Genomic DNA, 24,038 nt, shown 5'->3' on the forward strand with positions numbered 1-24,038 from the left:
AATATAGATTAGTTTTTATAACAAGGTTATTCTTTATAGAGATTCATTCGTGGCGATAAATATACATAATTGGATCTTAAAAATAATTTCCTATCTAATAAATAGGATTCTAATATTATAAAAATAAGATAAAGAGGTCGGCTCATCAATCAATAAATAATGTAATTTACAAAATAGTGTTTTTAAAGAACATATCTAAACTTTGTAAAAGCTGAAAGAAAAGCGAATTTAAGGAGGGATAAGTGGAATCAACATTAGGAGCTGATTTAGCGCGTTTAGTTCGATTATGGCGTGCCTTAATTGATCACCGACTCAAGCCATTAAAATTGACCCAAACTCATTGGGTAACGTTGTATAATATTAGTCAACTGCCTCCAGAACAATCTCAAATCCAATTGGCTAAAGCAATTGGTATTGAACAACCATCATTAGTGAGAACTCTCGATCAGTTAGAAGAAAAAAAACTGATTTGTAGACATACTTGTTCAAGTGATCGCAGAGCAAAGCGTATAACGTTAACAAAAGAATCAGAACCTTTTATTTCAGAAGTTTATGCAGTTATTGAGAAGACACGTCAAGAAATATTAAGTGGTATAAAGAAGGAAGAAATAGACAACTTGATTTATCTTATTAAAAAGCTAGAGAAAAATATAATTAGATTACATGACTAATTAAATTGGGCTAATTTACAGCAATTTTATTTCTAATGGTTTTATTTGTAATAATTCTATTTATTATTTAATTTCAAAGGATTTATTATAATTCTACTAGAGGGTAGATAAGATGATTTTATCTATGAAGTCTATTGTTGATCTTATAATAAAAGCGTTATCAATTAATAATTGATGATAAAAGACGAATGATTTTTATCATTAATTAAAGATAGATAATGCAATGTTTGAATTAATTAATAAGTTATAAAACTGGTTATTATAAGTAAAATAATTTCTATTAATAAAACAGGCAACTAGAATGGTTGCCTGTTTTGCTTATCACACACCTCAAGTAAATAAACTTAGCGTGGAGAAACGGTGAGATTATTGCCGTTACCAATCACAGCAACACGTTGACCTTGTCTATAGGCAGTATTGTCTGCTTTTTGTACGACAACCACGGTTTTACCGCTATCTAAACGTACTTCCAATTGCACACCCTTGGTTGTATTTAAAGCACCTTGTGCTTGTTGTCCAGCCATACCACCAGCAATAGCACCCGCTGCGGTTGCTAGGTTACGGCCTGTACCACCACCAATTGTATTACCTAATAAACCACCTAATACGGCACCACCGATAGCACCAAGAACATTTTCATCACTACCGGCTTGAATATTTACTGCACGTACTGAAACAATGGTGCCATAAGTTACGTTTTGTGCTTGTTTAGCTTGACTTGCTGTATAAGTATCACCTGATAAAGAGCTTGTATTTACACAACCAGCCAGCGTTGTCACAGCAAAAAGACCAACAAGTAAATGCTTAAACATAATTACTCCTAATGGAAATCTGATAATAATTTTTCAGATTATATCAATTTAATTTAATATCAGTTATAGCTTATTTTTTGCATATGTCGACACTGATTTTAATCGTATACCTCTTACTATATAGTAAAGAGCGCAAGTAAACACTGAAGAGATTTCCGAAAAAAAGAATATAACATTATATGTTAAAAAGTTGCATCATCTTGATTATAAGGAAAAGGGCATGAAAGCAGGGCGATACATTGGTGTGATGTCTGGTACAAGTTTAGATGGTGTTGATGTGGTATTGGCAGCCATTAGTAATAAACTGGTTGCCCAACAAGCCAACCATTTTTTACCTTATCCTCAAACCTTGCGTCAACGCATTTTAGCCGTTTGCCAAGGCCAACCTGTGACGTTGCATGAGTTAGGCTTATTAGATGCGCAACTGGGTGAACTCTATGCAAAAGCTATTATGGAATTATTAGCGAAAGCGCGATTAAGTGCTGCTGATATCACGGCGATAGGATGTCATGGTCAAACAATTTGGCATGAGCCAGAAAGTGATATCCCGTTTACCATGCAAATTGGTGATAACAATAGAGTGGCTGCCTTGACAGGAATAACCACTGTCGGGGATTTTCGTCGTCGTGATATGGCATATGGTGGGCAAGGTGCACCATTGGTTCCTGCATTTCATCTTGCAGTATTAGGCCATCCTACAGAAAAACGCATTGTGTTAAATATTGGTGGTATTGCCAATATTTCGTTGCTATTACCTGGCGTTGCAGTGAAAGGATATGACACAGGCCCTGGCAATATGCTATTAGACAGTTGGAACTGGGTTCATAATCAGACAGCCTATGATGATAATGGGCAATGGGCAGCAACTGGAAATGTGAATACCCAATTATTACAGGAAATGCTGGCAGATCCCTATTTTTCTCGTTCAGCGCCAAAAAGTACGGGACGAGAATATTTTAATACCCAATGGTTACATTATCATTTGGCTAAAGTACCCAATGTATTTCCAGAGGATGTACAGGCAACTTTAGTAGAGCTAACCGCTATCAGTATTGCACAGCAAGTACAACTCAATGGTGGATGTGAGCGTTTATTGGTGTGTGGTGGCGGGGCAAAAAACGGTCAAATTATGCATCGTCTTGCTAGTTTATTACCGGGTACAGAAGTCTCGTTAACGGACAAATATGGTCTTAGTGGCGATGATATGGAAGCATTAGCTTTTGCGTGGTTGGCCACACGAACAATGGCAAATGAACCCGGCAATTTACCTTCTGTTACAGGGGCATCACGAGAAACAATTTTAGGGGCGATTTATCCTACAAATCCTCGATAAGCGTGATATGCTGAGCACAGTATCTCAAAAGAGAGAGTGAAAAATGACAGATCTGGATTTTATTGATGTTGCTGATCTTCGACGTGAATATATGAAAGGTGGATTACGCCGTCATGAATTAACCGAACAGCCATTAGTTTTATTTGAAAAATGGCTTAAGCAAGCTTGTGAAGCTCGCTTAAGTGATCCTACTGCCATGTGTGTGGCAACCGTTGATGAAAATGGACAACCTTATCAACGTATTGTGCTGTTAAAGCACTTTGATGAAAAAGGTTTAGTTTTTTATACCAACTTAGGTAGCCGTAAAGCGAGTCATTTAGAACATAACCAAAGAGTCAGTTTACTCTTCCCTTGGTATCCTTTAGAGCGACAAGTCTGTTTTTTAGGGAAAGCTGAGAAACTTTCAGCATTTGAAGTCGTAAAATATTTCCATAGCCGTCCTAAAGATAGCCAAATAGCAGCTTGGGCATCAAAACAATCTTCTCGCATTTCTGCCCGTGGGGTGCTTGAAAGTAAGTTTTTGGAGTTAAAACAAAAATTTCAACATGGAGAAGTACCTCTACCCAGTTTCTGGGGAGGATATCGAGTCACTTTTGACTCTGTTGAATTTTGGCAAGGTAGAGAAAATCGTCTACACGATCGCTTTATATACCAAAAATCACCAGAAGGATGGTCTATTGAACGTTTAGCACCTTAATTGGGCTAATAAATTTGTATCAAAAAGGCTTTTTCTACTGGTACTTAATGTAGTGGCGCTTTATGCTATACCACTTGTGTTTCACTTATATTTTAAATAGACAAAAAACAATAAACCGATGGAGTCATTGATGTCTAGCAAGAACCTAATCACACAATTGCAGGAGCGTGGGCTTATCGCTCAGGTCACGGATGAGGCAGCTTTAGTGGAGCGTTTGGAGCAAGGTCCTATCGCTCTCTATTGTGGCTTCGATCCTACTGCTGATAGCCTGCACTTGGGGCATTTGGTTCCTTTGCTGTGTTTAAAACGATTCCAACTAGCCGGGCATAAGCCTGTGGCGTTGGTGGGTGGTGCAACGGGTCTTATTGGTGATCCTAGTTTTAAAGCCACCGAGCGCAAACTGAATACCCAAGATACTGTTCACGAGTGGGTAGAAAAAATTCGTAAACAAGTGTCACCTTTCTTAGATTTCGACCGTGGTGAAAACAGTGCGGAATTAGCAAACAACTATGACTGGTTTGGTCAAATGGATGTGCTAACCTTCCTGCGTGATATCGGTAAACACTTCTCTGTGAACCAAATGATCAACAAAGAAGCGGTTAAACAGCGTTTAAACCGTGACGATGTGGGGATCTCTTTTACTGAATTCGCTTATAATCTGTTACAAGCTTATGACTTTGCGTCATTAAACAAAAACCTCGGTGTCGAGTTACAAATTGGTGGCTCAGATCAGTGGGGTAACATTACTTCGGGTATTGATCTAACTCGCCGTTTCAACCAAAAACAAGTATTTGGTATGACAGTACCTTTAATTACCAAATCTGATGGTACTAAATTTGGTAAAACAGAAGGTGGTGCTGTTTGGTTAGATCCGAAGAAAACGAGCCCATATAAATTCTACCAATTCTGGATCAATACCGCGGATGCGGATGTGTATCGCTTCTTAAAATTCTTCACTTTTATGAGCATTGAGGAGATTAATGCACTGGAAGAGGAAGATAAAAACAGCGGTCAAGCACCTCGCGCCCAACGTGTGTTAGCAGAACAAGTTACACGTTTAGTTCATGGTGAAGAAGGTTTAACTGCCGCTAAACGTATTACCGATAGCCTATTTTCAGGAGCTATTGCAGATTTAACGCAAGCTGATCTTGAACAATTAGCGCAAGATGGTATGCCAACTATTGAGTTAGAAAAAGGCAATGATTTACAACAAGCACTGGTCAATGCAGAATTAGTTCCTTCTCGTGGTCAAGCTCGTACAATGATTGGCTCTAACGCAGTATCTATTAATGGCGAAAAACAGGATAATCCTGAATACGTCTTTGAAGAAAAAGATTTCTTATTTGGTCATTATTCCATTTTACGTCGCGGTAAAAAACATTACTGCCTTGTTATCTGGAAATAATTGACAACAAAAGGGCAACAGTAGGTTGCCCTTTTTTGATAACAATAAATAAATGTGTATACCTCGCCTATGATAATAAAGCTTGGGTGTTGTGTGTATTCACAATAATCGGTTTATGTCATGAAAAATATACTCTCTATTCAATCTCATGTAGTTTTTGGTCACGCAGGTAATAGCGCTGCTGAATTTCCAATGCGCCGTATGGGGGTAAATGTTTGGCCTTTAAATACGGTTCAATTTTCCAACCACACACAATATCCAGAAAAATGGACGGGTTGTGTGATGTCGGCAGAGCATATCACTGAGATCGTTGATGGTATCGCTGCTATTGGTAAATTAGCACAGTGTGATGCGGTATTAAGTGGTTATCTTGGCTCGGCAGAGCAAGGCCGACGCATTGTTGATATTGTAAAAAAAGTCAAACAAGCTAATCCTAACGCATGGTACTTTTGTGATCCGGTTATGGGACATCCTGAAAAAGGTTGTATTGTGCCTCCAGAAGTTTCTGGCGTACTTTGTGAAGATGCCTTGCCCATCAGTGATATTATTGCACCCAACTTATTAGAACTTGAAACATTAGCTGGTGGAGCAACGCTGCATAATGTTGACCAATGTGTAAAAGCGGCCCGTCAATTATGCCAGCAAGGGCCTAAAATTGTATTAGTAAAACATTTATCACGAGCAGGCTTTCGTCATGATCGCTTTGAAATGTTACTGGTGACTGCAGATCACAGTTGGCATGTGAGCCGACCGCTGGTTGATTTTGGTGAACGTCAGCCTGTTGGTGTCGGGGATCTAACCAGTGGTTTAATGCTGGTGGATTTACTAAAAGGTGTTGAGCTAAAAACGGCATTAGAGCATGTTGCTGCTGCTGTTTATGAAGTGATGTTAAAAACTAAAGAGATGAATGAGTACGAGTTACAACTCGTCGCCGCTCAAGATCAAATGGTGCACCCAACCCATAACTTCTGTGCAACGCAGTTAGATTAATCATATTATTAATATAAAGCGAAAGCGGAAGTCATTAATTTCCGCTTTTTATGTTTATTAATGAGATTCGCCTTTATAGCAATCTTACTCTTTTATTAATCCTTCCGTGACTAGTGCACTATGCACATTAGGACGTTGTGCAATACGTGCTAGATAGTCTTGTAAATGGCTTAAGTCGGTTAAATCTAGCGCCACATGAGGTGCCCATTGACTTAACGTAAACAGATACGCATCCGCCACAGTAAAGTGATCACCACAAACACATTTTTGTTTGCTTAGTACATCATTAATATAAACAAATTTACTTTTTAGTTTGTTTTTTACCACAGGGAGATAACTTTCAGGCGTATCAGATGAAAATAGAGGGCTGTAGCCTTTATGAACTTCACTGGCAAGAAAGTTTAGCCACTCAATTTGATGATAACGTTCTAATGCTTTTGGTGGGGCAATAAGATTTCTATCTGGCTTCAGATCGGCAAGATACTGCACAATAGCAACACCCTCCGTTAAAATATCACCATTATCTAATTGAAGAACCGGAACTTGCCCTTTAGGGTTGATGGCAAGAAAATCTTTCCCTGACTCTGTTTTTTTGGTGCGTAAATCAATGCGCTCAATAGAAAAGTCGAGACCCGTTTCACGTAGAACGATATGAGGAGAAAGCGAGCAACTACCCGGCGTGTAGTACAATTTCATCTTAAATAACTCCCTATCAATGAGTGGTGATACCCGTGAAGATAAGAAATATCCTCACTAACATTAGATAATAAGGCGTTATAAGAATTTAGCAAACGCAAATCTGGCAAATAAAATAGGCTTTTGTAAATCTGTGAACAGTACAACTTATTCATGAAAAAAGAAAACCTCGAAGAATTTCGAGGTTTTTAGAAAGAATGTAATGAAATAAAGGGAAATTATTTCAACTCTAATTCATTCATTGCGGCAATGCTAAAACCACCGTCTACGTGAATGATTTCACCGGTGATCCCGCCAGATAAGTCAGAGCATAAGAAAGCTGCAGTATTACCCACATCTTCAGTAGTGACTGTGCGACGTAAAGGGGTGACGGATTCGCAATGATTTAACATTTTACGGAAATCTTTGATACCAGATGCCGCTAAGGTACGAATTGGACCTGCAGAGATACCGTTAACACGAATACCTTCAGGACCCATAGCATTTGCCATATAACGTACGTTTGCTTCTAGAGAAGCTTTAGCTAACCCCATAACATTATAGTTAGGAATTGCACGCTCAGCACCGAGGTAAGTCAGCGTTAATAATGCAGAGTTTGGATTTAACATTGCACGGCTTGCTTTTGCCATTGCAACAAAGCTATATGCACTGATGTCATGGGCAATTTTAAAGCCTTCACGAGTGACAGCGTTAACATAGTCGCCATCTAATTGATCAGCAGGTGCGAAACCGATAGAGTGAACAAAACCATCATATTTAGGCCAAACTTTTGCTAGCTCTGCATACATTGCGTCAATGCTTTCATCTTTTGACACATCACACTCTAATACGATGTTAGAATTTAATGAGGCTGCAAACTCTTCAACGCGAGGTTTGAGTTTTTCATTCTGATAAGTAAAAGCCAGTTCAGCGCCTTGATCATGCATGGCTTTGGCAATACCATAAGCAATTGATAATTTGCTCGCAACACCAGTAATCAGAATGCGTTTGCCGGTCATAAAGCCCATAGCTGTATCCTTGTTTGTTCGTAAATTGCGATAATAACATCATGCAGAATTTTATTTATCTGTTAGGTTATCACGCTTATTGTTAATAAATCGTGGCTGATTCTACCACGACATTTGTAAATTTGTTTAATTTCCCTTGCACCTCCGAGGAGTTGAAGGAAAAGGGTGAAATAATAAACAATTAATATGATGTTAATGCTGTTTAATATTAAGGTAAATCTTGTCGCCAAGCTTCTGCCGTAAGTGCTTCCCCAAAATGACTAGCCACTAATCGACGAGTCACTTCATGTAAAGGTGATGCTAATACCTCAGCGGTGTTACCACGCTCGACCACTTCACCATTATCCATCACCATGACTTTATCACTAATATGCTTAGTCATTCCTAAATTTTGTGTCACATAGATATAGGCAATTTCATGTGTCTCTTGTAGCTCTAACATCAAATTAATAATTTGTGAACGTAAAGACATATCTAAAGAGGCAATAGCTTCATCCGCTATAATCACCTGTGGCTGTAAAATAAGAGCACGAGCTAAGGCGATCCGCTGGCGTTGTCCTGAGGCAAACATATGTGGATAGTAATTAGCATGTTCTGGTAATAGTCCTACTTGCCGCAAAGTTTGATAAATGCGTTTTTCTCGCTCTATGCCACTAAGTTCGGTATTAAGTCGTAATGGTAAATCTAATGTTTGCCCAATACGCTGACGTGGATTGAGTGAGTTTGTGGGATCTTGAAATATCATCCGAATGCGTTGACTACGATAAGAGTAATCGCCAAAACTTAATTGATGACCGTTTATAAAAATATCACCCCCCGTTGGCTCTGTAACGCCGGATAACATTCTAGCTAATGTTGATTTACCTGAACCATTAGCGCCAATAATCGCCAGTGTTTGCTTCGGTTCAAGAGTGAAACTCACCGGTTTTACCGCTTTCAACTGCTGGCGATGGAATAATCCTGTACGGTAACGAAATGTTTTTGATAAGTTTTTGACTTCAAGTAATTTATCGAACATCTGTCGTCTCCACATTTAATGGGAAATGACAAGCCACCGCATGATTTTTAAATGTACGTAATCGAGGTGCTTCAATACATTGACGTTGTGCATAAGGACAACGGGGGCCTAAACGGCACCCAACAGGTAGGTGCTCTAAAGAGGGGATCGCACCGGGTAGCGTATTTAAACGGCTTTTATGAGGCAAAGAGTTAGTAAAATCAGGAATAGAGCGGATAAGGGCTTGTGTATAAGGATGATAGGGGGTAACCAATAGTTCTTCAGGTATGGCGGTTTCCACGGTCTGACCACAATACATGACCGTAATTTTACTGGCTAATTTACTCATCCACTGCAAATCATGGCTAATTAACAAAATAGTCATATTATTATTTTGATTTAAACGGGTGAGTAAACGAAATATTTGTGTTTGCGTTGCCGGCTCCATCGCATTAGTTGGTTCATCGGCAATCAGTAAACGGGGTTGGTTAGCAATGGCAATGGCTATCATCACTTTTTGGCATTCACCCTCGGTTAATTCATAAGGATAGCTACGCATGATATCTTTATGATCTTTAATACCAACCCGATGAAGTAACTCAATTGCACGGCGTTTTCGCCAATGAAAACGTTGCCACCAGTGGCCTTTAAATGTCCAACCAGGGATTGCTTGAATAAGCTGGTGTTCAATTTTGGTCGCCGGATCAAGACAAGATTGAGGCTCTTGGAAAATCATCGACACATTATGACCAATCACCCGACGACGTGCTCTTGGTGATAATTTAAGTAAATCAATATCATCGAACCGAAAGCGATCCGCAGTCACTTTAATATTATCTTTAGTCACGCCACAAATTGCCTTAGCGATCAAACTTTTTCCGGAGCCAGATTCACCGACTAAACCTCTTACTTCTCCCTCACTGAGGGTAATGGAAACGCGATCTACCGCTTTTACCGGGCCATCGGGTGTCATAAACTCAATAGTTAGGTTGCGTATGTCTAATAACGGCATTATTCCACCCCCTCATTAATGGCACGTTGTAAGCCATCCCCTAATAAATTGACAAGTAATACACTGATCATAATGGTGGCCCCGGGGATAAGGACTGTCCAAGGTGCTGCATAGATTAACTCTAGGGAATCGCCGAGCATCGCCCCCCATTCAGGTGAAGGTAATTGAGCGCCTAAATTCAGAAAACCTAATGCCGTGATATCTAATATTGCGATAGAAAAAGCCCGAGTTAATTCAGAAACCAATACTGGGGTAATATTCGGCAATACGGTATACCATAAAATAGAGATATTTGATGCACCATCAAGACGTGAGGCAATAACGTACTCTTTATTTAATTCATCATTTACCGCTGAATAGATCATTCTCACTAAGCGGGGGAGTAGTGCTAGCCAAATTGCTATCATGGCGTGCTCTAAACTTGCCCCTACAAAAGCGACCACAATAATGGCTAATAAGAGTGATGGAATGGATAACAGTGTATCTAAAATATGATTTAACACTGCGGATTTTAGGCCGTGGGTCATTCCTGCAAGGCAACCCATAATTAATCCCATCAGTGTCGCCGCAAAGGTGACAATAAAAGCGCCACCAAAGGTCATACTCGTACCAATTAAAATACGGCTAAAGACATCGCGCCCTAAATCATCAGTACCAAAAAAGAAGGTGACATTACCGTTTTGATACCAAGAAGGCGGTGTTAATTGATGACCGAAGAATTGTTGGTCGAGTGCATAAGGCGCAATATAAGGACCAACAATACTTAATATTAACAGGAAGATAACACCATAAAAGCCCACCATGGAGAGAATATCTTTAGAAAAACATTGCCAAATCACCGCAGCCGGTGATGGTGTTTTTTTCTCTTTATAAAACTGGCTATCTAAAGGCATATCCCACCTTGTGTTTCATTGGATTACTCATCGCACCGACAATATCTGATAACACATTGACGATGATAACCATTGAACCAACAACCATAACACCGGCTGAAATAGCCGAATAGTCTTGTTGGCGAATGGCCGTTACTAGCCAACGGCCTAATCCTGGCCAGTTAAAAACAATTTCGGTCACCATCGTCAGTGTTAACATGGTAGAAAACTGTAAGCCTAATTTGGGAATAATAGGGGGTAATGCATTATGTAGAATATGACGGCGAATAATAGTAAAGCGTGATAAGCCACGGGTTGCCGCTGCTTTCACATAATTCTCAACCATGATCTCTTCTGTACTATTACGCATCAACCTAATGACTTCCGTAGTAGGAGCAATAGCTAGTGTAGTCACGGGTAGAATTAAATGTTGTAAAACGTTTATGATCATCTGTTGACGATAAGGCGAATCCGATAGCCAAGCATCAACGACTGCGATCCCCGTTATAGGCTGTAAGTTATACAGTAAATCAATACGGCCTGAAACAGGTAGCCAACCTAGCTTTAATGAAAAGAAAAGCGTCAGTAATAATGCAAGACCAAAGACCGGAACTGAAAAGCCCAAAAGTGCGAGATGACTAATAAAAGTATCTGCAGGTTTATTGCGCCATACACCCGCGATGATCCCTGCAGGAATGCCGATAAGCAGGGCAAAGATAAATGCCAGTGCACATAACTCCATAGTGGCAGGAAATGCTTCAATAAGTTGTGCTTTAATGGGTTCGCCATTAATTGAAGAAATTCCAAAATCAAAATGGAACATATTGTGGGTATAAAAAAAGTAGGCATCAAATAAAGAAGCACCACTTAACGGTCCATTGGGTGTGTAATAGCTGAGACTAAAGCTCACCAGTGACAAGAAAAAGAGCGTCACAATTAATAACAGTAAGCGACGTATCGAGTAGATAATCATGGGTTTGTTGTAGCCTCTTGGTTGTGACTATCCTCATCAACTTCTGCTTCGCGATACACACCGGCAAAAGAAGCGTTACCAAATGTACTTAATACAAGTCCTTTAATATCATAACGATAAGCCTGCATACGTAAAGAATTAGCTAATGGTAAAACCGGTAGCTCTTGCGCTAAAATATCTTGTGCTTGGTGATAATAGTCTATACGAGAGGCCAGTTGTTGGCTATAAAGCGCCTGTTGTAGCACATTATCAAATGCCGGTGAGCACCAATGACTTAAATTGGTTTGCGAACTAATAGCCGCACAACTAAATAATGGGCGGAAAAAACTATCGGGGTCGTTACTATCTGTTGACCATCCTGATAAAGTCATATCATGAGTTCTATCCATCAAACTGGTTTCTTGATAGCGACCTTCTATAGGTCGAATATTCATTTGAATACCTACTTGGGCTAAATCAGCTTGGATTAATTCAGCCATTTTTAACGGGCTGGGATTATAAGATTGCGGAGCACTGGGAACCCAAAGGTTTAATTTAAGTCCTTCAAGTCCCAACTCTTTTAATATTTGCTTCGATTTTTCAGGATTATATTCGGTAATTTTAGCGCGATTATCATAAGCCCAAGAGGCACGAGGTAAAACCGATGCGGCTGTTTCAGCCGTACCGTAATAAATAGATCCCATTAGTCGTTCATTATTAATCGCATAAGCGATGGCTTGACGCACTTTTAGATCGTTAAACGGTGGCTTATTAGTATTAAACGCAAGATAAGCAATATTCATTCCTGAACGTAATGTAAGGCGTAAACGAGGATCATCACGTAAGACCTTTAATTGGCTTGCCGCAGGATAGGCCAATACATCACACTCTCCCGTTAAGAGTTTAGATATACGTCCAGTACCGCCTGCTCCCGTGTCTATAACCACTTGTTGCATTTTGGGCTGACCTTTCCAGTATTGCTCATTTCTCAGTAATCGAACAAATTGGCCTGGCTGAAATTCATCAAGATAAAAAGGCCCTGAGCCTACAGGTTTCCAATCAAGTTGCGATTGATTACCCGATTTTTCAAGGTTACTGGCATATTCTTCTGAAAGGATAGGCGCATAATGGGTTGCTAAATGCCATAAAAATGAAGCATCAGGAGATTTTAGATTAAATTCAACGGTGTATTTGCCTAACTTTTTAATTGATTTGATATTATCCGCCAAACTTAAACTATCAAAATAGGGGTATTTACCACCATTAACTTGATTATAAGGATTATTGGCAGAAAACATGCGCTCAAAACTAAAGATAACATCGTCTGCGGTGAGTTTACGTGTAGGCGTAAACCAAGGTGTTGTCTGGAATGACACATTTTTACGCAAATAAAAGCGATAAGTTGCGCCATTATCGAGAGACTCCCAACGTGCGGCAATTTCAGGGATCAAGCGATAGGTATAAGGGTCAACATCTAAAAGACGATCGTAAAGTTGCGCGGCTAGGGGATCAATAATTAATCCACTACTCGAAAGTTGAGGATTAAAGGTATTTACACTGCCATCAACACAATAGACAAAGCCATTTTGATGAATGTTTGTAGGCTCTTGCGCGACAGATAGCTCTGTAGCTTTGGTAGCTATCTCTGCCATACAAGTCATACTTATTGAAGCCAGTAGCATAGTACTAATAAGTAAAATAGGGCGCATAATTATGTCTTTTAGATAAACGATTTGGCTATTGTAACTTAAAAAACTGGCTAGCCCAAAATTGTCAAAAAAAACAAATTGAGAAAAATTCTCAATAAAAAGCTTTACAAACGCTAATGATAAAGATTATCATCCGTATTGTCCTTTGGCGATAGAGGTTTTTCGCACAAGGGCACGACATTGCTCACATTGCTTCCAGTATTATTTTACTAGCCAGCTCGGGTGCTGGCTTTTTTTTTGTCTGTATTTCATTCTGTCTTTGCTCATCTTATACAAAACTAGACCGACAATTTTATGTGATGTTTTTTTATTAATCCGCGTAATTGATCATAGCTCAATGCTAATTTTTCTGCCGCCATCTTCTGGTTATAACGACTCTCTTTCAATGCTTGCTCTAGTAAGTTTTTTTCTGTGCTATGTTGCCACTGGCGTAAATCTAGCGGTAATGGCGGTAATGAAAAGATCATCTCCTTTTGAGGCTGAGGTTGCTCAGCTATGGTTGAAGACGAAAAGCGCGCAAAAGGGTCGATAATAATATTATCCAGTTCACGCTCACTGGTGCCATGGCGATAAACAGAACGTTCAACCACATTTTTTAGTTCGCGAATATTCCCCGGCCAACGGTAATCTAAAAGAATTTGGCGGGCATTGTCACTAAAACCGGGGAAAAAGGGCAACCCTAACTCTTGGCACATAGCAATCGCAAAGTTTTCAGCCAGTAGCATAATATCGGCTTTACGCTCTCTTAAAGGGGGCAGGCGAATTACGTCAAAGGCCAATCTATCCAGTAAATCAGCACGAAATTTGCCCTCGTCCGCCATTGCCGGTAGATCTGCGTTAGTTGCACAGATAAGGCGCACATCGACATGCAGCGATTGACTACCTCCCACTCGTTCTAAATGGCCATACTCAATAACGCGTAGCAACTTTTCTTGCACCAGCATCGGTGCAGTGGCTAGCTCATCAAGAAAAAGAGAGCCGCCATCGGCACGCTCAAAACGTCCTTGATGGCGGTTTTTCGCTCCGGTAAATGCCCCCGCTTCATGACCAAACAGCTCTGAATCAAGCAAATTATCGTTTAATGCCGAACAGTTAATGGAAATAAATGGTCCTTGCCACCAAGGTGATAAATAGTGTAATCGATGAGCGATAAGCTCTTTACCTGTACCACGTTCACCAATAATCAACACCGGTTTTTTGAGTTGAGCGAGGGCTGAGGTTTGTTCTAAAACATCGATAAAATGACTATCAACACCAATTATTGTCTCTAAATTCTCTTGCATTGGTTAAAATCACCATATTGAGGTATTTCTCACCAGTCTATCAGTAGTGTAAAAAATAGGCGAGGAAAAATAAAATGTTATTTATTAATGTGTTAAGTTATTTTGAAAAGTTGGCACGCAAATTGTATTAACTATAGCAACTGGGCGTTATTGTTAATAACGCTATTTAATCAACACTCAAGGCTATTATTTATCATAGCTATTAAGGATAACATCATGGGTATATTTTCACGTTTTGCTGATATTATTAATGCCAACATCGCTTCTTTGCTGGATAAAGCAGAAGATCCTGAAAAAATGATCCGCTTAATGATCCAAGAAATGGAAGACATGTTAGTTGAGATCAGAACAACTTCTGCACGTACGCTAGCAGAGAAAAAAAGCTTAGAGCGTCGTATTGAGCAAGCAGAAAAACAAATTAAAGATTGGCAAGATAAAGCGGAACTCGCGCTGATTAAAGATAAAGAAGATTTAGCACGTGCGGCGTTAATTGAAAAACAACGTATTGCTTCAATGTGCGATACCTTAAAACACGAACTAATTATCATTGATGAAACATTAGATCGTCTCAAAGGTGAAATCAGTGAATTAGAAAATAAACTGACAGAAACGCGTGCTAAACAGCAATCATTAGTGGTTCGCCACCAAGCTGCAAACTCTTCACGTCAGGTTCGTCGTCAATTAGATAGCGGTAAAATGGATGCGGCAATGGCGCGCTTTGAACAATTTGAGCGTCGAATTGATCATATGGAAGGCGAAGCGCAAAGCTATGGATTAGGTAAAGAAAAATCATTAGAACAACAGTTTGCTGAGCTGAAAGCCGATGATGAAATTAGCGCGCAATTAGCGGCATTAAAAGCTAAAATCAATACTAATAAAGAGTAACAGCAAGCGTAATAACCATCTTATAAAGGATATGTAATGGGCTATATATTTCTGGGAATACCACTGACAATTTTTGTGTTATTTATTCTTCCTATTTGGTTATGGTTGCACTATAACAGCCAAAAAGGGGGAGGGAAGGTTCAGTTAACCCAACAAGAAATGCAGCGACTGAGCGCGCTGGTGGATAAAGCTCAGCAAATGCAGGAACGCATTAAGACATTAGAAGATATTCTTGATGCAGAACATCCTAACTGGAGGCAATCATAATGACGATGCAGAGCAAATCATTGTATCGCTTGCCACAAGAAGGCATGATCCGTGGCGTATGTGCTGGGCTTGCCCATTATTTTAATATTCCTGTGCTATTAGTCAGGGTTATTGCGGTGATTGCACTCTTTGCTGGTTTTTTTGGCTTAACCATTGTTGTTTATCTTGTTTTAAGTTTCTTTATGGAGCCTGCACCTGATAATTATAACCAACATCAGGAACAGCAAGAGGATTTAAAAGCTATTTTAAAAGAAGTGGATAGTCAATTAACAAAAGGTGAAAAACGTTTACAACAAATGGAACGTTATATCACTTCTTCGACTTATCAGCTCAATAAACGCTTTCAAGATTTATAATTTTCTTGCCACTTAATCTAATATGACGCTCCAATACTAGGAGCGTCTTTATTTGGATATAAACCATTTGCTTATTAAGGAGGAATGATGAATTCCACTTTGATACCGACAACCGTTAAAACAAATAAACTCACTAAATGGGCGAAAAAAGGGGTAACATTTGCTTTAATGTTATTAACTTTATTTGGGCCAGCCGCAATAACCGGCGGTATATTAAAACGTGTGAGTTATAAACCGTTACGTTGGTTGGTTCTATTGATAGCTGAGCCTATGATAAAAATGGGGCTAGATAAGTTATCGCGTCACGTGTCTTGGGAGAAACATGAAACGCTTACAAAATGAACTAACTGCACTGATTAATCGAGGCGTAGATAGGCATTTACGCCTCGCTGTTACAGGGTTAAGCCGCAGTGGTAAAACAGCCTTTATTACCTCTTTAGTCAATCAACTCACCAATGTACATAGTGGGGCGCGTTTACCTTTATTTTCTGCGGCACGCAACCAACAGTTATTAGGGGTTAAACGTATACCGCAACATAACTTAAGTATTCCACGCTTTACTTATGATGAAGCTATGGAGTCACTTTACCATACGCCACCTAGTTGGCCTGTTCCCACTAAGGGTGTCAGTGAAATACGTTTGCAATTACGCTATCGCTCTCATGAGTCTTTAACGCGTTTTATAAAAGAAACTTCATCGCTCTATTTAGAAATTGTTGATTATCCCGGTGAATGGTTACTTGATTTACCTATGCTTGAGCAAGACTATTTTGAATGGTCTGAGCAGATGAATAGAGTTAATCAACAACGAACGGCACCTGTGCAACAGTGGCAGTCGTTAATAAAAAAATGTGATCCCTTTGCCCCTGCTGATGAAACGCTGTTAGCCGAGATCGCCGCAGCTTATACTGAATACTTATTAGCCTGTAAAAAACAGGGATTACATTTTATTCAACCGGGACGCTTTGTTTTACCGGGGGAATTATCCGGCGCACCTGTTTTACAATTTTTCCCTTGGGCTGACTTAACGCAATACGATAGTGCTAAATTAAAAAATGCCGATAAAAAAACGAATATTGGTATGTTAAAAAAGCGCTATGAATATTATGGTCAACATATTGTAAAAGGATTTTATCGCGACCATTTTCAAGGGTTTGACAGACAAATTGTCTTAGTCGATTGCCTACAACCCCTAAATCAAGGTGCGGATGTTTTTAATGATATGAGACAAGCGCTCACACAATTAATGCGCAGCTTTCATTATGGCAAACGAACCTTATTAAGACGTTTATTCTCCCCCTGTATTGATAAACTGCTATTTGCAGCCACTAAGGCTGACCATATCACGCCAGATCAGCATGAAAATTTAGTCTCTTTGTTACAGCAACTTATTCAAGATGCGAAACAGAATGCTATTTTTGAAGGAATAAGCATTGATTGTATGGGGCTTGCTTCTATTGCTGCCACAGAAAGTGGCATTGTCGATCATCATGGTGAAAAAATCCCAGCCGTAAAAGGCTACCGACTAACGGATAATCAGCCGCTCGTTTATTTTCCAGGAGAAGTTCCTAAGAGATTGCCTGAAAAGGCATTTTGGCAAAAGCAAGGATTTAGTTTTGAATCTTTCCGGCCTCAACAAATATCGAGAGACAGTGCCGTTCCCCATATTCGTATGGATAGTGCCTTGGAGTTTTTATTAGGGGATAAACTAAAATGAATGAGCCATTAAAATCACGTATTGATTTTAAACAATCAACCTTACAAAACGAAGAAATTAGCTTAAAAAAAGGGCTTGATTTCAATCAAGATGAACAATTTGTTCCCTACAATCCGCAATTAGAGGCACAGGAAAATGAAGGGCGTTTAGAAGGTGAGATCCAATCGGCCCTAAAGCCTAGAAAAAGTTTATGGAAACGCTTAATAACAGTGGCGAGTACTATTTTAGGTGTTAGTGTTATTGCTCAAGCGGGACAGTGGATCTATCAATCATGGATAAATTCTGATTGGATTGCTTTAGGCGCAGCCAGTGCGGGAGGATTAATTGTTATTGCGGGTATGGGATCGGTAATTACTGAGTGGCGTCGTATTTATCGTTTACGCCAACGGGCTGACGAGCGTGATAAAGCGAGAGAATTACTCTATAGTCATGCAATAGGGAATGGTCGCCCTTTTTGTGAAGATTTAGCCAAACAAGCAGGTATTAATTCACAACATCCTGCTTATATTCGTTGGCAAAGTACATTACATGATACGCATAACGATAGAGAAATTTTAGAATTATATAGCCAATTAGTACAACTGATTTTAGATAAGCAAGCACGGGCTGAAATTAGTCGTTCTGCAGCGGAATCAACCCTTATGATTGCAGTAAGTCCATTAGCAATGGTGGATATGGCGTTTATTGGTTGGAGAAATATTCGGTTAATTAATCGTATTGCACAAATATATGGTATTGAACTTGGTTACTATAGCCGACTAAAGCTATTTCGCTTGGTACTCGTCAATATTGCGTTTGCTGGGGCGACTGAATTAGTGAGAGAAGTGGGAATGGATTGGCTTTCACAAGATTTGGCTGCTCGGTTATCCACGCGTGCTGCTCAAGGTATTGGCGCTGGATTATTAACTGCCCGATTGGGAATTAAAGCAATGGAGTTATGCCGTCCATTACCCTGGATTGATAATAAGCCTAAATTGAGTGACTTTAGAAAAGAGCTTATCGGTCAATTAAAAAATACATTAGGTAATAAGAAGAAAGAGTGAGTTACCTATCAATATATTCTTTAATTCAATATAAATTGAATAGCCTCAACAATAAGTATTATTGTTGAGGTTTTTTTATCGCTAAATTAATTGTTAGTGTATATAAAAGTGATGTGTGCATGAGTGCAAGGGAATAATTTATTTCTATCAAAAAATATACATTTTATTGTTGTAAAGTTAGTTGGTATTACATTGGTAAAAAAATAGTTATAAGTAAAGATTAATAGCTTTAAGGTGCTTGGTTAACTCATTGTATTTATTTGTTTTTATTTCTTTTTTAACATTTAGCTAACGTTTTTTCTTTTTTTGATAGTAAAGCTTATTTACTTTAGTATGATAAATAGCGTCAACATAATATAAATGTATAACTGCCATGATGTTTAATATTAAATTATTAGCTGGTTAGTATTTTATATAATAGTGTTTTTATATTAGTTTATATCTAAAGTACGAGGAAAGAAAAATGAAGATTGAAACAATAAAAAAACTTTCAAAACAAAGACGCAAGTTTTATATTGGTTCTTCTTTGAATATTACTCATATTAACCGTCAATTGGCCTTTTTAACGCCTATTTTGGATGATGCAATTGATAAAATAAAATATGCACAACAAAAGCAAGTTATATTATCACCAATTAAAGAAACGGCACAGATCTTTGAGTATGTAAAAAACAATAATAAAAAGAAAGCAGCGATATATGCACTAGATTATCTCATTTTTTGTTTTTCTCATGGTTGTTGTACAATCAAAAAATTTATAAGAAGAGAACTTATGTTTTTATTGGAAAGGATCAAGCATTTTATCGCTTATGAGTTAAAAGAGATCATTCAACCTTCAACATTTTTCTGTTTTAATTTTTTAAAAGCGTTAAAAAAGCATTTATAATCAAAATATCACCTCTTTTGTGTAAAAATAAATGCCAATAGTGTCAACTTTTGCTGACAAAGCCCTTTATTTAATTGATATTAATGTATAATATCAGCAATTAGTTCAGGGGCACTCAGTATTAAGAAGGTTTAAAATGCGCTTAGAAGTTACCTGTAAAGATCGCATCGGGTTAACCCGCGAATTACTCGATCTGCTTGTATTAAAAAATATCGATTTGCGTGGAATTGAAATCTTTCCTATTGGTCTTATTTATCTAAATTTTTCGCAAATCGATTTTAATATATTTCAACCTTTAATGGCTGAAATCAGAAGAATTGAGGGGGTTATCGATGTTCGTACTGTGGCTTTTATGCCATCAGAGCAAGAGCATCGAGCTATGTGGACACTATTAGAATCAGTACCTGTCCCTGTCTTTTCTATTAATACCAAAGGTCAAATTAAGTTATTAAACCCAGCTACACGGCATCTGTTTGAATTAGATGAAAATGATAAAAATGAAAAATCTTTTAACCAACTGATACCTAACTTTAATATCCATCGCTGGTTAGAACAAAAAGATCCTCATGCTGAAATTATCTCCATCAAATTAAAAAAACAACATTTTGATATGGAGATTGTGCCAATAAAACTGACTGATGATAATCAGTTTAATCATTGTGTTGGTGCACTCATTTTATTGAAATATCGCGGAATAATTCATGAGCATCCGAAATTAATTGTTAATGATAATTCGGGGTTTGAACAAGTTATTGCTGTTAGCACCCCCATGAAACAATTAGTTGAACGCGCTAAGAAAATGGCAAAAATGGATGATCCTTTATTATTAGTGGGGGATACGGGGACGGGCAAAGATCTATTTGCTAAGGCTTGCCACTTATTAAGTCCTCGAGCCAGAGAGCCATTTTTAGGCCTCAATTGTGCCTCTATGCCTGATGATGTGGTTGAAAGTGAGTTATTTGGTTATGCGGCAGGTGCATATCCTAATGCTATCGAAGGTAAAAAAGGCTTTTTTGAACAAGCCAATCGAGGCACTGTTTTGCTAGATGAAATTGGCGAAATGTCGCCACAAATGCAAATTAAACTCCTGCGTTTTTTAAATGATGGTACTTTCCGTCGTGTTGGGGAAGAGCACGAAGTTAAAGTTGATGTTCGAATAATTTGTGCAACACAAAAAAACTTATGGGAATTAGTACAAAAAGGGCTATTTAGGGAAGATCTCTACTATCGACTTAATGTATTGACATTAACTCTACCACCGTTGCGGGAAAGAAAAGCGGATATCATGCCGTTAGCACTGCATTTTATTAATCAATATTGTTTAGAGCAGAAAGCATCAAAACCTGTTATTTCCCCTGATTTATCTGCTTATTTAGTACAATATGGCTGGCCTGGTAATGTTCGCCAATTAAGAAACACAATTTATCAAGCCATGGCTCAGTTAGTAGGCAATACATTGCGACCTCAAGATATCGCCTTGCCTGAGCATACTGCGGATACTTTATTTGATGAAGATTTGCTTGAAGGCTCGCTAGATGAAATGACTAAGCGATTTGAAGCTTCTATTTTAAGGCGTTTATATCGTGATTATCCAAGTACACGTAAACTGGCTAAACGTTTAGGTATTTCTCATACCGCGATCGCAAATAAATTACGTGAATATGATTTAACAAGTAAAAAAGCGGATAAAACAGAGAAATAATATTATATTACAATGTGTTAATGGTTTTTATTTAAATAAACGGGCTATATTAGCCCGTTTATTTTTTACATTACTCGGTATGAATAACGTTATTGTCAATTATTTTAGTACAGCTAATGCTGCGTCATAATTAGGTTCAGTGGTGATTTCATCAACTAATTGGGTGTAGATAACGTTGTTACTTTCATCAAGTACAATCACAGCACGGCTAGTTAATCCCGCTAAAGGACCTGATGTAATCGCGACACCGTAGTTTTCTTTAAATTCCGCACCACGCATTGTTGATAATGTGACAACATTATCTAAACCTTCAGCACCGCAAAAACGTGCTTGTGCAAAAGGTAAATCTGCTGAAATACACAGTACAACGGTATTATTTAATTCGTTGGCTACTTTATTAAATTGGCGAACACTCGCTGCACAAACACCAGTATCTACACTTGGGAAAATATTTAATACTTTACGTTTGCCGGCAAATTGCGCTAAAGAAACATCATTTAGATCTTTACCTACTAAAGAAAAATCGGCTGCTTTTTGGCCTACAGTGGGGAAATTTCCAGCTAAAGTCACCGCATTACCTTGTAAAGTCACTTGATGTGCCATTGTTGTTCTCCTTTGTTACTTATTGAACTAACCATTATTAATACTAAATTATTAACGATAATATTCGTTAATGCGTAACCATGATTAAAATTTGTCTACATCTCTAAAATAAAAGAGTGAAAACGGTAAAATTGATAAAATTTTTGCAATCAGTGATTGTGCCTTTTTATCAGGCTTTTATAATTATTAAGTTAACTCGCTTATAGACTACAGGACGAAACAGACATGCGCAAAATATTCGTTATATCATGTGCACTTGTCGTTCAAGGATTGCTCATATCACAGGCTAATGCGGCAGTGGTGCCATCAGGAACGATACTCGACAAAAAACAGGAAGTAGTGCGACATTTAAAAGATGAACCCGCATCACTTGATCCCATTAATGCCGTAGGTTTAACGGAGGCTCAAGTTCAACGAGACTTATTTGAAGGATTAGTGATAGAAGATGAGCGAGGGCGTCCCATTCCTGGAGTGGCACAATCATGGCGAACAGAAGACAACCGGGTTTGGATTTTTACATTACGTGATAATGCTAAATGGTCAAATGGCGAAAAGGTGACGGCTTCTGACTTTGTTTATAGTTGGCAAAGATTAGTTGATCCAAAAAATCTTTCTCCTTTTGCTTGGTATGCATCCCTAGCTTCTATTGAGAATGCCCAAAAAATTATTGATGGTAAATTAAAACCAACCGCGTTAGGTGTGGAAGCCATTGATGAAAAAACGTTAAAAGTTACCTTAGAACGACCTGTTCCTTATTTCCCTAGTTTAGCGACCAATTTTTCACTTTATCCTGTACCTAAACACATAATCGAAAAATACGGTTCAGAATGGATCAAAGTAGGTAATTTAGTGGGTAACGGGGCTTTTATACTAAAAGATCGCGTTGTGAATGAGAAAATTGTGTTAACGCCAAACCCTTACTATTGGGATCACCACAATACGGTGTTAACCAAAGTCACTTTTGTGCCTATTAATCATGAATCACAAGCGACTAAACGTTATTTAGCTGGGGATATTGATATTACAGAGTCTTTTCCTAAACACTTATATCACAAATTGATGAAAGATATTCCTGATCAAGTGTATATCCCTGAGCAGTTAGGTACTTACTATTATGCATTTAATACACAAGCAGGGCCTACCAAAGATATTCGGGTTCGCAAAGCGTTAGCTATGGCAATTGATAGAAAAATTATTACTGACAAAGTCCTTGGTACTGGAGAAAAATCAGCGAATCGCTTTACTCCTGATGTGACGGCTAATTTTACGCCTGAGCCAACACTATATGATGAATACAGTCAGGATGAATTAGATAGCCAAGCAAAAATATTGTTATCAGCAGCCGGCTATGGTCCTCATAATCCTTTAACTCTCTCTCTGCTTTATAATAATTCAGAAAATCATCAAAAGATCGCCATTGCTGTCGCTTCTATGTGGAAGAAAAAGTTAGGCGTAAAGGTAAACTTACGCAATCAAGAGTGGAAAACTTATATTGATAGTCGTAATTCAGGTGATTTTGATGTGATAAGAGCGTCATGGATAGGCGATTACAATGAACCCTCCACATTTTTATCTTTATTAGGTTCTAAGCATGCTGGAAATATCCCAAAATATCAGAGCCAGCAATATGATGAGATTTTAGTCCAAGCCAATATGACGACAGATGAAGAGGAAAGAAATCGTCTCTATAATCGTGCAGAACAGGTTATTGCGGAAGAGGCGCCTATTGCCCCTATCTATCAGTATACTAATGGTCGTCTAATCAAACCTTGGCTAAAAGGTTATCCCATTGAGAATCCTGAAGATGTCGCTTATAGCCATATGCTGTATGTTATAAAGCATTAAATAAGTGTTACAGGCAATAAGATAAGAAAGCCAAAATATTAGCAAAGAGTACGTAATGATTATTGCGTACTTTTTTTTAGGGGAAGAGAGATAGAGAAAAAAAATCCCTCTGTTATGCAACAGAAGGAGACTCAAAAGGAATAAACATTGCAAAATTATGTTAATATAATTTTGCATGAATGTTTTGACTAATCGTGCAGTTGATGCAAAGTATAAATTTATACTTTTTATTTATAGGTATAACTACTTAATATAGCTTTATAATTATAATTTCAGTGGTCAGTAAACGTATTTTAAC

At 38.4% G+C, this 24,038-nt stretch carries 24 protein-coding genes; 14 read left to right on the plus strand and 10 right to left on the minus strand.

What is annotated here, in order from left to right:
• The first annotated feature begins 242 nt into the window (after nucleotides 1-242).
• The gene (gene slyA / locus AACU95_RS10385) at nucleotides 243-671 is read left to right on the plus strand and encodes a transcriptional regulator SlyA (RefSeq protein WP_004243123.1); all 429 of its coding nucleotides are present in this window, start codon (nucleotides 243-245) and stop codon (nucleotides 669-671) included.
• Between the two features lie 344 nt (nucleotides 672-1,015).
• Here the strand turns inward: slyA and AACU95_RS10390 are convergent, their stop codons facing one another.
• Nucleotides 1,016-1,483 (minus strand): outer membrane lipoprotein, encoded by a 468-nt coding sequence (locus AACU95_RS10390; protein ID WP_004243121.1) that lies wholly within the window; start codon nucleotides 1,481-1,483, stop codon nucleotides 1,016-1,018.
• Nucleotides 1,484-1,703: 220 nt separating this feature from the next.
• On the opposite strand from AACU95_RS10390, the gene anmK reads away from it, so the two are divergent.
• The 4 genes from anmK to pdxY all read left to right on the plus strand — a co-directional run bounded on the left by anmK (nucleotide 1,704) and on the right by pdxY (nucleotide 5,908).
• On the plus strand, nucleotides 1,704-2,816 hold the full coding sequence (anmK, locus tag AACU95_RS10395; protein ID WP_141192119.1) for an anhydro-N-acetylmuramic acid kinase: 1,113 nt from the start codon (nucleotides 1,704-1,706) through the stop codon (nucleotides 2,814-2,816).
• Nucleotides 2,817-2,859: 43 nt separating this feature from the next.
• Complete coding sequence (gene pdxH / locus AACU95_RS10400; RefSeq protein ID WP_004243118.1) at nucleotides 2,860-3,513, plus strand: pyridoxamine 5'-phosphate oxidase; 654 nt, start codon at nucleotides 2,860-2,862, stop codon at nucleotides 3,511-3,513.
• A gap of 130 nt (nucleotides 3,514-3,643) precedes the next feature.
• Nucleotides 3,644-4,918 carry a tyrosine--tRNA ligase gene (gene tyrS / locus AACU95_RS10405; protein WP_004248155.1) on the plus strand — a complete coding sequence of 425 codons (1,275 nt, stop codon included), beginning with the start codon at nucleotides 3,644-3,646 and terminating at the stop codon, nucleotides 4,916-4,918.
• A 120-nt stretch (nucleotides 4,919-5,038) separates the two neighbouring features.
• The gene (gene pdxY / locus AACU95_RS10410) at nucleotides 5,039-5,908 is read left to right on the plus strand and encodes a pyridoxal kinase PdxY (protein WP_004248153.1); all 870 of its coding nucleotides are present in this window, start codon (nucleotides 5,039-5,041) and stop codon (nucleotides 5,906-5,908) included.
• An 84-nt stretch (nucleotides 5,909-5,992) separates the two neighbouring features.
• Here pdxY and gstA read toward each other — a convergent pair whose 3' ends face one another.
• From gstA to pspF, 8 genes are all read right to left on the minus strand, one after another.
• Complete coding sequence (gstA, locus tag AACU95_RS10415) at nucleotides 5,993-6,604, minus strand: glutathione transferase GstA (RefSeq protein WP_004248152.1); 612 nt, start codon at nucleotides 6,602-6,604, stop codon at nucleotides 5,993-5,995.
• Nucleotides 6,605-6,822: 218 nt separating this feature from the next.
• Nucleotides 6,823-7,611 (minus strand): enoyl-ACP reductase FabI, encoded by a 789-nt coding sequence (fabI, locus tag AACU95_RS10420; protein WP_012367980.1) that lies wholly within the window; start codon nucleotides 7,609-7,611, stop codon nucleotides 6,823-6,825.
• A gap of 208 nt (nucleotides 7,612-7,819) precedes the next feature.
• Entirely contained in the window at nucleotides 7,820-8,629 is an 810-nt protein-coding gene (gene sapF, locus AACU95_RS10425; RefSeq protein WP_004243110.1) for a putrescine export ABC transporter ATP-binding protein SapF, read from the minus strand.
• Entirely contained in the window at nucleotides 8,619-9,620 is a 1,002-nt protein-coding gene (gene sapD / locus AACU95_RS10430; protein ID WP_004243109.1) for a putrescine export ABC transporter ATP-binding protein SapD, read from the minus strand. Before sapD ends, sapF begins: the two co-directional genes overlap by 11 nt.
• The gene (gene sapC / locus AACU95_RS10435) at nucleotides 9,620-10,513 is read right to left on the minus strand and encodes a putrescine export ABC transporter permease SapC (protein WP_004243108.1); all 894 of its coding nucleotides are present in this window, start codon (nucleotides 10,511-10,513) and stop codon (nucleotides 9,620-9,622) included. Before sapC ends, sapD begins: the two co-directional genes overlap by 1 nt.
• Nucleotides 10,500-11,465 carry a putrescine export ABC transporter permease SapB gene (gene sapB, locus AACU95_RS10440; protein WP_017628082.1) on the minus strand — a complete coding sequence of 322 codons (966 nt, stop codon included), beginning with the start codon at nucleotides 11,463-11,465 and terminating at the stop codon, nucleotides 10,500-10,502. The genes sapC and sapB overlap by 14 nt, the downstream gene beginning before the upstream one ends.
• The gene (sapA, locus tag AACU95_RS10445) at nucleotides 11,462-13,153 is read right to left on the minus strand and encodes an ABC transporter substrate-binding protein SapA (RefSeq protein ID WP_004243105.1); all 1,692 of its coding nucleotides are present in this window, start codon (nucleotides 13,151-13,153) and stop codon (nucleotides 11,462-11,464) included. Before sapA ends, sapB begins: the two co-directional genes overlap by 4 nt.
• A 278-nt stretch (nucleotides 13,154-13,431) precedes the next feature.
• On the minus strand, nucleotides 13,432-14,436 hold the full coding sequence (pspF, locus tag AACU95_RS10450; protein ID WP_004248148.1) for a phage shock protein operon transcriptional activator: 1,005 nt from the start codon (nucleotides 14,434-14,436) through the stop codon (nucleotides 13,432-13,434).
• Between the two features lie 216 nt (nucleotides 14,437-14,652).
• Between pspF and pspA the strand changes: the two genes are divergently transcribed.
• The 8 genes from pspA (at nucleotide 14,653) to tyrR (ending at nucleotide 21,292) form a co-directional block, all read left to right on the plus strand.
• Complete coding sequence (pspA, locus tag AACU95_RS10455; protein WP_004243102.1) at nucleotides 14,653-15,321, plus strand: phage shock protein PspA; 669 nt, start codon at nucleotides 14,653-14,655, stop codon at nucleotides 15,319-15,321.
• 36 nt (nucleotides 15,322-15,357) lie between these two features.
• Nucleotides 15,358-15,588 (plus strand): envelope stress response membrane protein PspB, encoded by a 231-nt coding sequence (pspB, locus tag AACU95_RS10460; RefSeq protein WP_004243100.1) that lies wholly within the window; start codon nucleotides 15,358-15,360, stop codon nucleotides 15,586-15,588.
• Nucleotides 15,588-15,944 (plus strand): envelope stress response membrane protein PspC, encoded by a 357-nt coding sequence (gene pspC / locus AACU95_RS10465; protein ID WP_004243099.1) that lies wholly within the window; start codon nucleotides 15,588-15,590, stop codon nucleotides 15,942-15,944. Before pspB ends, pspC begins: the two co-directional genes overlap by 1 nt.
• Before the next feature lie 84 nt (nucleotides 15,945-16,028).
• Entirely contained in the window at nucleotides 16,029-16,286 is a 258-nt protein-coding gene (gene pspD / locus AACU95_RS10470) for a phage shock protein PspD (RefSeq protein ID WP_004243098.1), read from the plus strand.
• Nucleotides 16,267-17,661: a YcjX family protein gene (locus AACU95_RS10475; protein WP_004243096.1), complete on the plus strand. Its 1,395-nt coding sequence runs from the start codon at nucleotides 16,267-16,269 to the stop codon at nucleotides 17,659-17,661. The genes pspD and AACU95_RS10475 overlap by 20 nt, the downstream gene beginning before the upstream one ends.
• Entirely contained in the window at nucleotides 17,658-18,704 is a 1,047-nt protein-coding gene (locus tag AACU95_RS10480; RefSeq protein ID WP_161737056.1) for a YcjF family protein, read from the plus strand. Before AACU95_RS10475 ends, AACU95_RS10480 begins: the two co-directional genes overlap by 4 nt.
• A gap of 463 nt (nucleotides 18,705-19,167) precedes the next feature.
• The gene (locus tag AACU95_RS10485) at nucleotides 19,168-19,590 is read left to right on the plus strand and encodes a hypothetical protein (RefSeq protein WP_049219577.1); all 423 of its coding nucleotides are present in this window, start codon (nucleotides 19,168-19,170) and stop codon (nucleotides 19,588-19,590) included.
• A gap of 136 nt (nucleotides 19,591-19,726) precedes the next feature.
• Nucleotides 19,727-21,292 (plus strand): transcriptional regulator TyrR, encoded by a 1,566-nt coding sequence (gene tyrR, locus AACU95_RS10490; protein WP_004243093.1) that lies wholly within the window; start codon nucleotides 19,727-19,729, stop codon nucleotides 21,290-21,292.
• A gap of 99 nt (nucleotides 21,293-21,391) precedes the next feature.
• On the opposite strand, the gene tpx is transcribed toward tyrR, so the two are convergent.
• Nucleotides 21,392-21,895: a thiol peroxidase gene (tpx, locus tag AACU95_RS10495; RefSeq protein WP_004243092.1), complete on the minus strand. Its 504-nt coding sequence runs from the start codon at nucleotides 21,893-21,895 to the stop codon at nucleotides 21,392-21,394.
• 225 nt (nucleotides 21,896-22,120) lie between these two features.
• Between tpx and AACU95_RS10500 the strand changes: the two genes are divergently transcribed.
• The gene (locus AACU95_RS10500; RefSeq protein ID WP_110144353.1) at nucleotides 22,121-23,740 is read left to right on the plus strand and encodes a peptide ABC transporter substrate-binding protein; all 1,620 of its coding nucleotides are present in this window, start codon (nucleotides 22,121-22,123) and stop codon (nucleotides 23,738-23,740) included.
• The last annotated feature ends 298 nt before the right edge of the window (nucleotides 23,741-24,038 follow it).

Source organism: Proteus sp. G4415 (assembly GCF_963896075.1).
Lineage (GTDB): Bacteria > Pseudomonadota > Gammaproteobacteria > Enterobacterales > Enterobacteriaceae > Proteus > Proteus mirabilis.

What these genes read in the sequence shown, in the direction of transcription:
- pdxH (WP_004243118.1), top strand. Translation starts at nt 2,860, where the DNA reads ATGACAGATCTGGATTTTATTGATGTTGCTGATCTTCGACGTGAATAT.
- sapD (WP_004243109.1), bottom strand. Translation starts at nt 9,620, where the DNA reads ATGCCGTTATTAGACATACGCAACCTAACTATTGAGTTTATGACACCC.
- tpx (WP_004243092.1), bottom strand. Translation starts at nt 21,895, where the DNA reads ATGGCACATCAAGTGACTTTACAAGGTAATGCGGTGACTTTAGCTGGA.
- AACU95_RS10500 (WP_110144353.1), top strand. Translation starts at nt 22,121, where the DNA reads ATGCGCAAAATATTCGTTATATCATGTGCACTTGTCGTTCAAGGATTG.
- AACU95_RS10390 (WP_004243121.1), bottom strand. Translation starts at nt 1,483, where the DNA reads ATGTTTAAGCATTTACTTGTTGGTCTTTTTGCTGTGACAACGCTGGCT.
- AACU95_RS10475 (WP_004243096.1), top strand. Translation starts at nt 16,267, where the DNA reads ATGAAACGCTTACAAAATGAACTAACTGCACTGATTAATCGAGGCGTA.
- gstA (WP_004248152.1), bottom strand. Translation starts at nt 6,604, where the DNA reads ATGAAATTGTACTACACGCCGGGTAGTTGCTCGCTTTCTCCTCATATC.
- sapF (WP_004243110.1), bottom strand. Translation starts at nt 8,629, where the DNA reads ATGTTCGATAAATTACTTGAAGTCAAAAACTTATCAAAAACATTTCGT.
- pdxY (WP_004248153.1), top strand. Translation starts at nt 5,039, where the DNA reads ATGAAAAATATACTCTCTATTCAATCTCATGTAGTTTTTGGTCACGCA.
- pspB (WP_004243100.1), top strand. Translation starts at nt 15,358, where the DNA reads ATGGGCTATATATTTCTGGGAATACCACTGACAATTTTTGTGTTATTT.
- fabI (WP_012367980.1), bottom strand. Translation starts at nt 7,611, where the DNA reads ATGGGCTTTATGACCGGCAAACGCATTCTGATTACTGGTGTTGCGAGC.
- pspC (WP_004243099.1), top strand. Translation starts at nt 15,588, where the DNA reads ATGACGATGCAGAGCAAATCATTGTATCGCTTGCCACAAGAAGGCATG.
- AACU95_RS10485 (WP_049219577.1), top strand. Translation starts at nt 19,168, where the DNA reads ATGAAGATTGAAACAATAAAAAAACTTTCAAAACAAAGACGCAAGTTT.
- pspF (WP_004248148.1), bottom strand. Translation starts at nt 14,436, where the DNA reads ATGCAAGAGAATTTAGAGACAATAATTGGTGTTGATAGTCATTTTATC.
- anmK (WP_141192119.1), top strand. Translation starts at nt 1,704, where the DNA reads ATGAAAGCAGGGCGATACATTGGTGTGATGTCTGGTACAAGTTTAGAT.
- pspD (WP_004243098.1), top strand. Translation starts at nt 16,029, where the DNA reads ATGATGAATTCCACTTTGATACCGACAACCGTTAAAACAAATAAACTC.
- sapB (WP_017628082.1), bottom strand. Translation starts at nt 11,465, where the DNA reads ATGATTATCTACTCGATACGTCGCTTACTGTTATTAATTGTGACGCTC.
- tyrS (WP_004248155.1), top strand. Translation starts at nt 3,644, where the DNA reads ATGTCTAGCAAGAACCTAATCACACAATTGCAGGAGCGTGGGCTTATC.
- sapC (WP_004243108.1), bottom strand. Translation starts at nt 10,513, where the DNA reads ATGCCTTTAGATAGCCAGTTTTATAAAGAGAAAAAAACACCATCACCG.
- AACU95_RS10480 (WP_161737056.1), top strand. Translation starts at nt 17,658, where the DNA reads ATGAATGAGCCATTAAAATCACGTATTGATTTTAAACAATCAACCTTA.
- tyrR (WP_004243093.1), top strand. Translation starts at nt 19,727, where the DNA reads ATGCGCTTAGAAGTTACCTGTAAAGATCGCATCGGGTTAACCCGCGAA.
- pspA (WP_004243102.1), top strand. Translation starts at nt 14,653, where the DNA reads ATGGGTATATTTTCACGTTTTGCTGATATTATTAATGCCAACATCGCT.
- sapA (WP_004243105.1), bottom strand. Translation starts at nt 13,153, where the DNA reads ATGCGCCCTATTTTACTTATTAGTACTATGCTACTGGCTTCAATAAGT.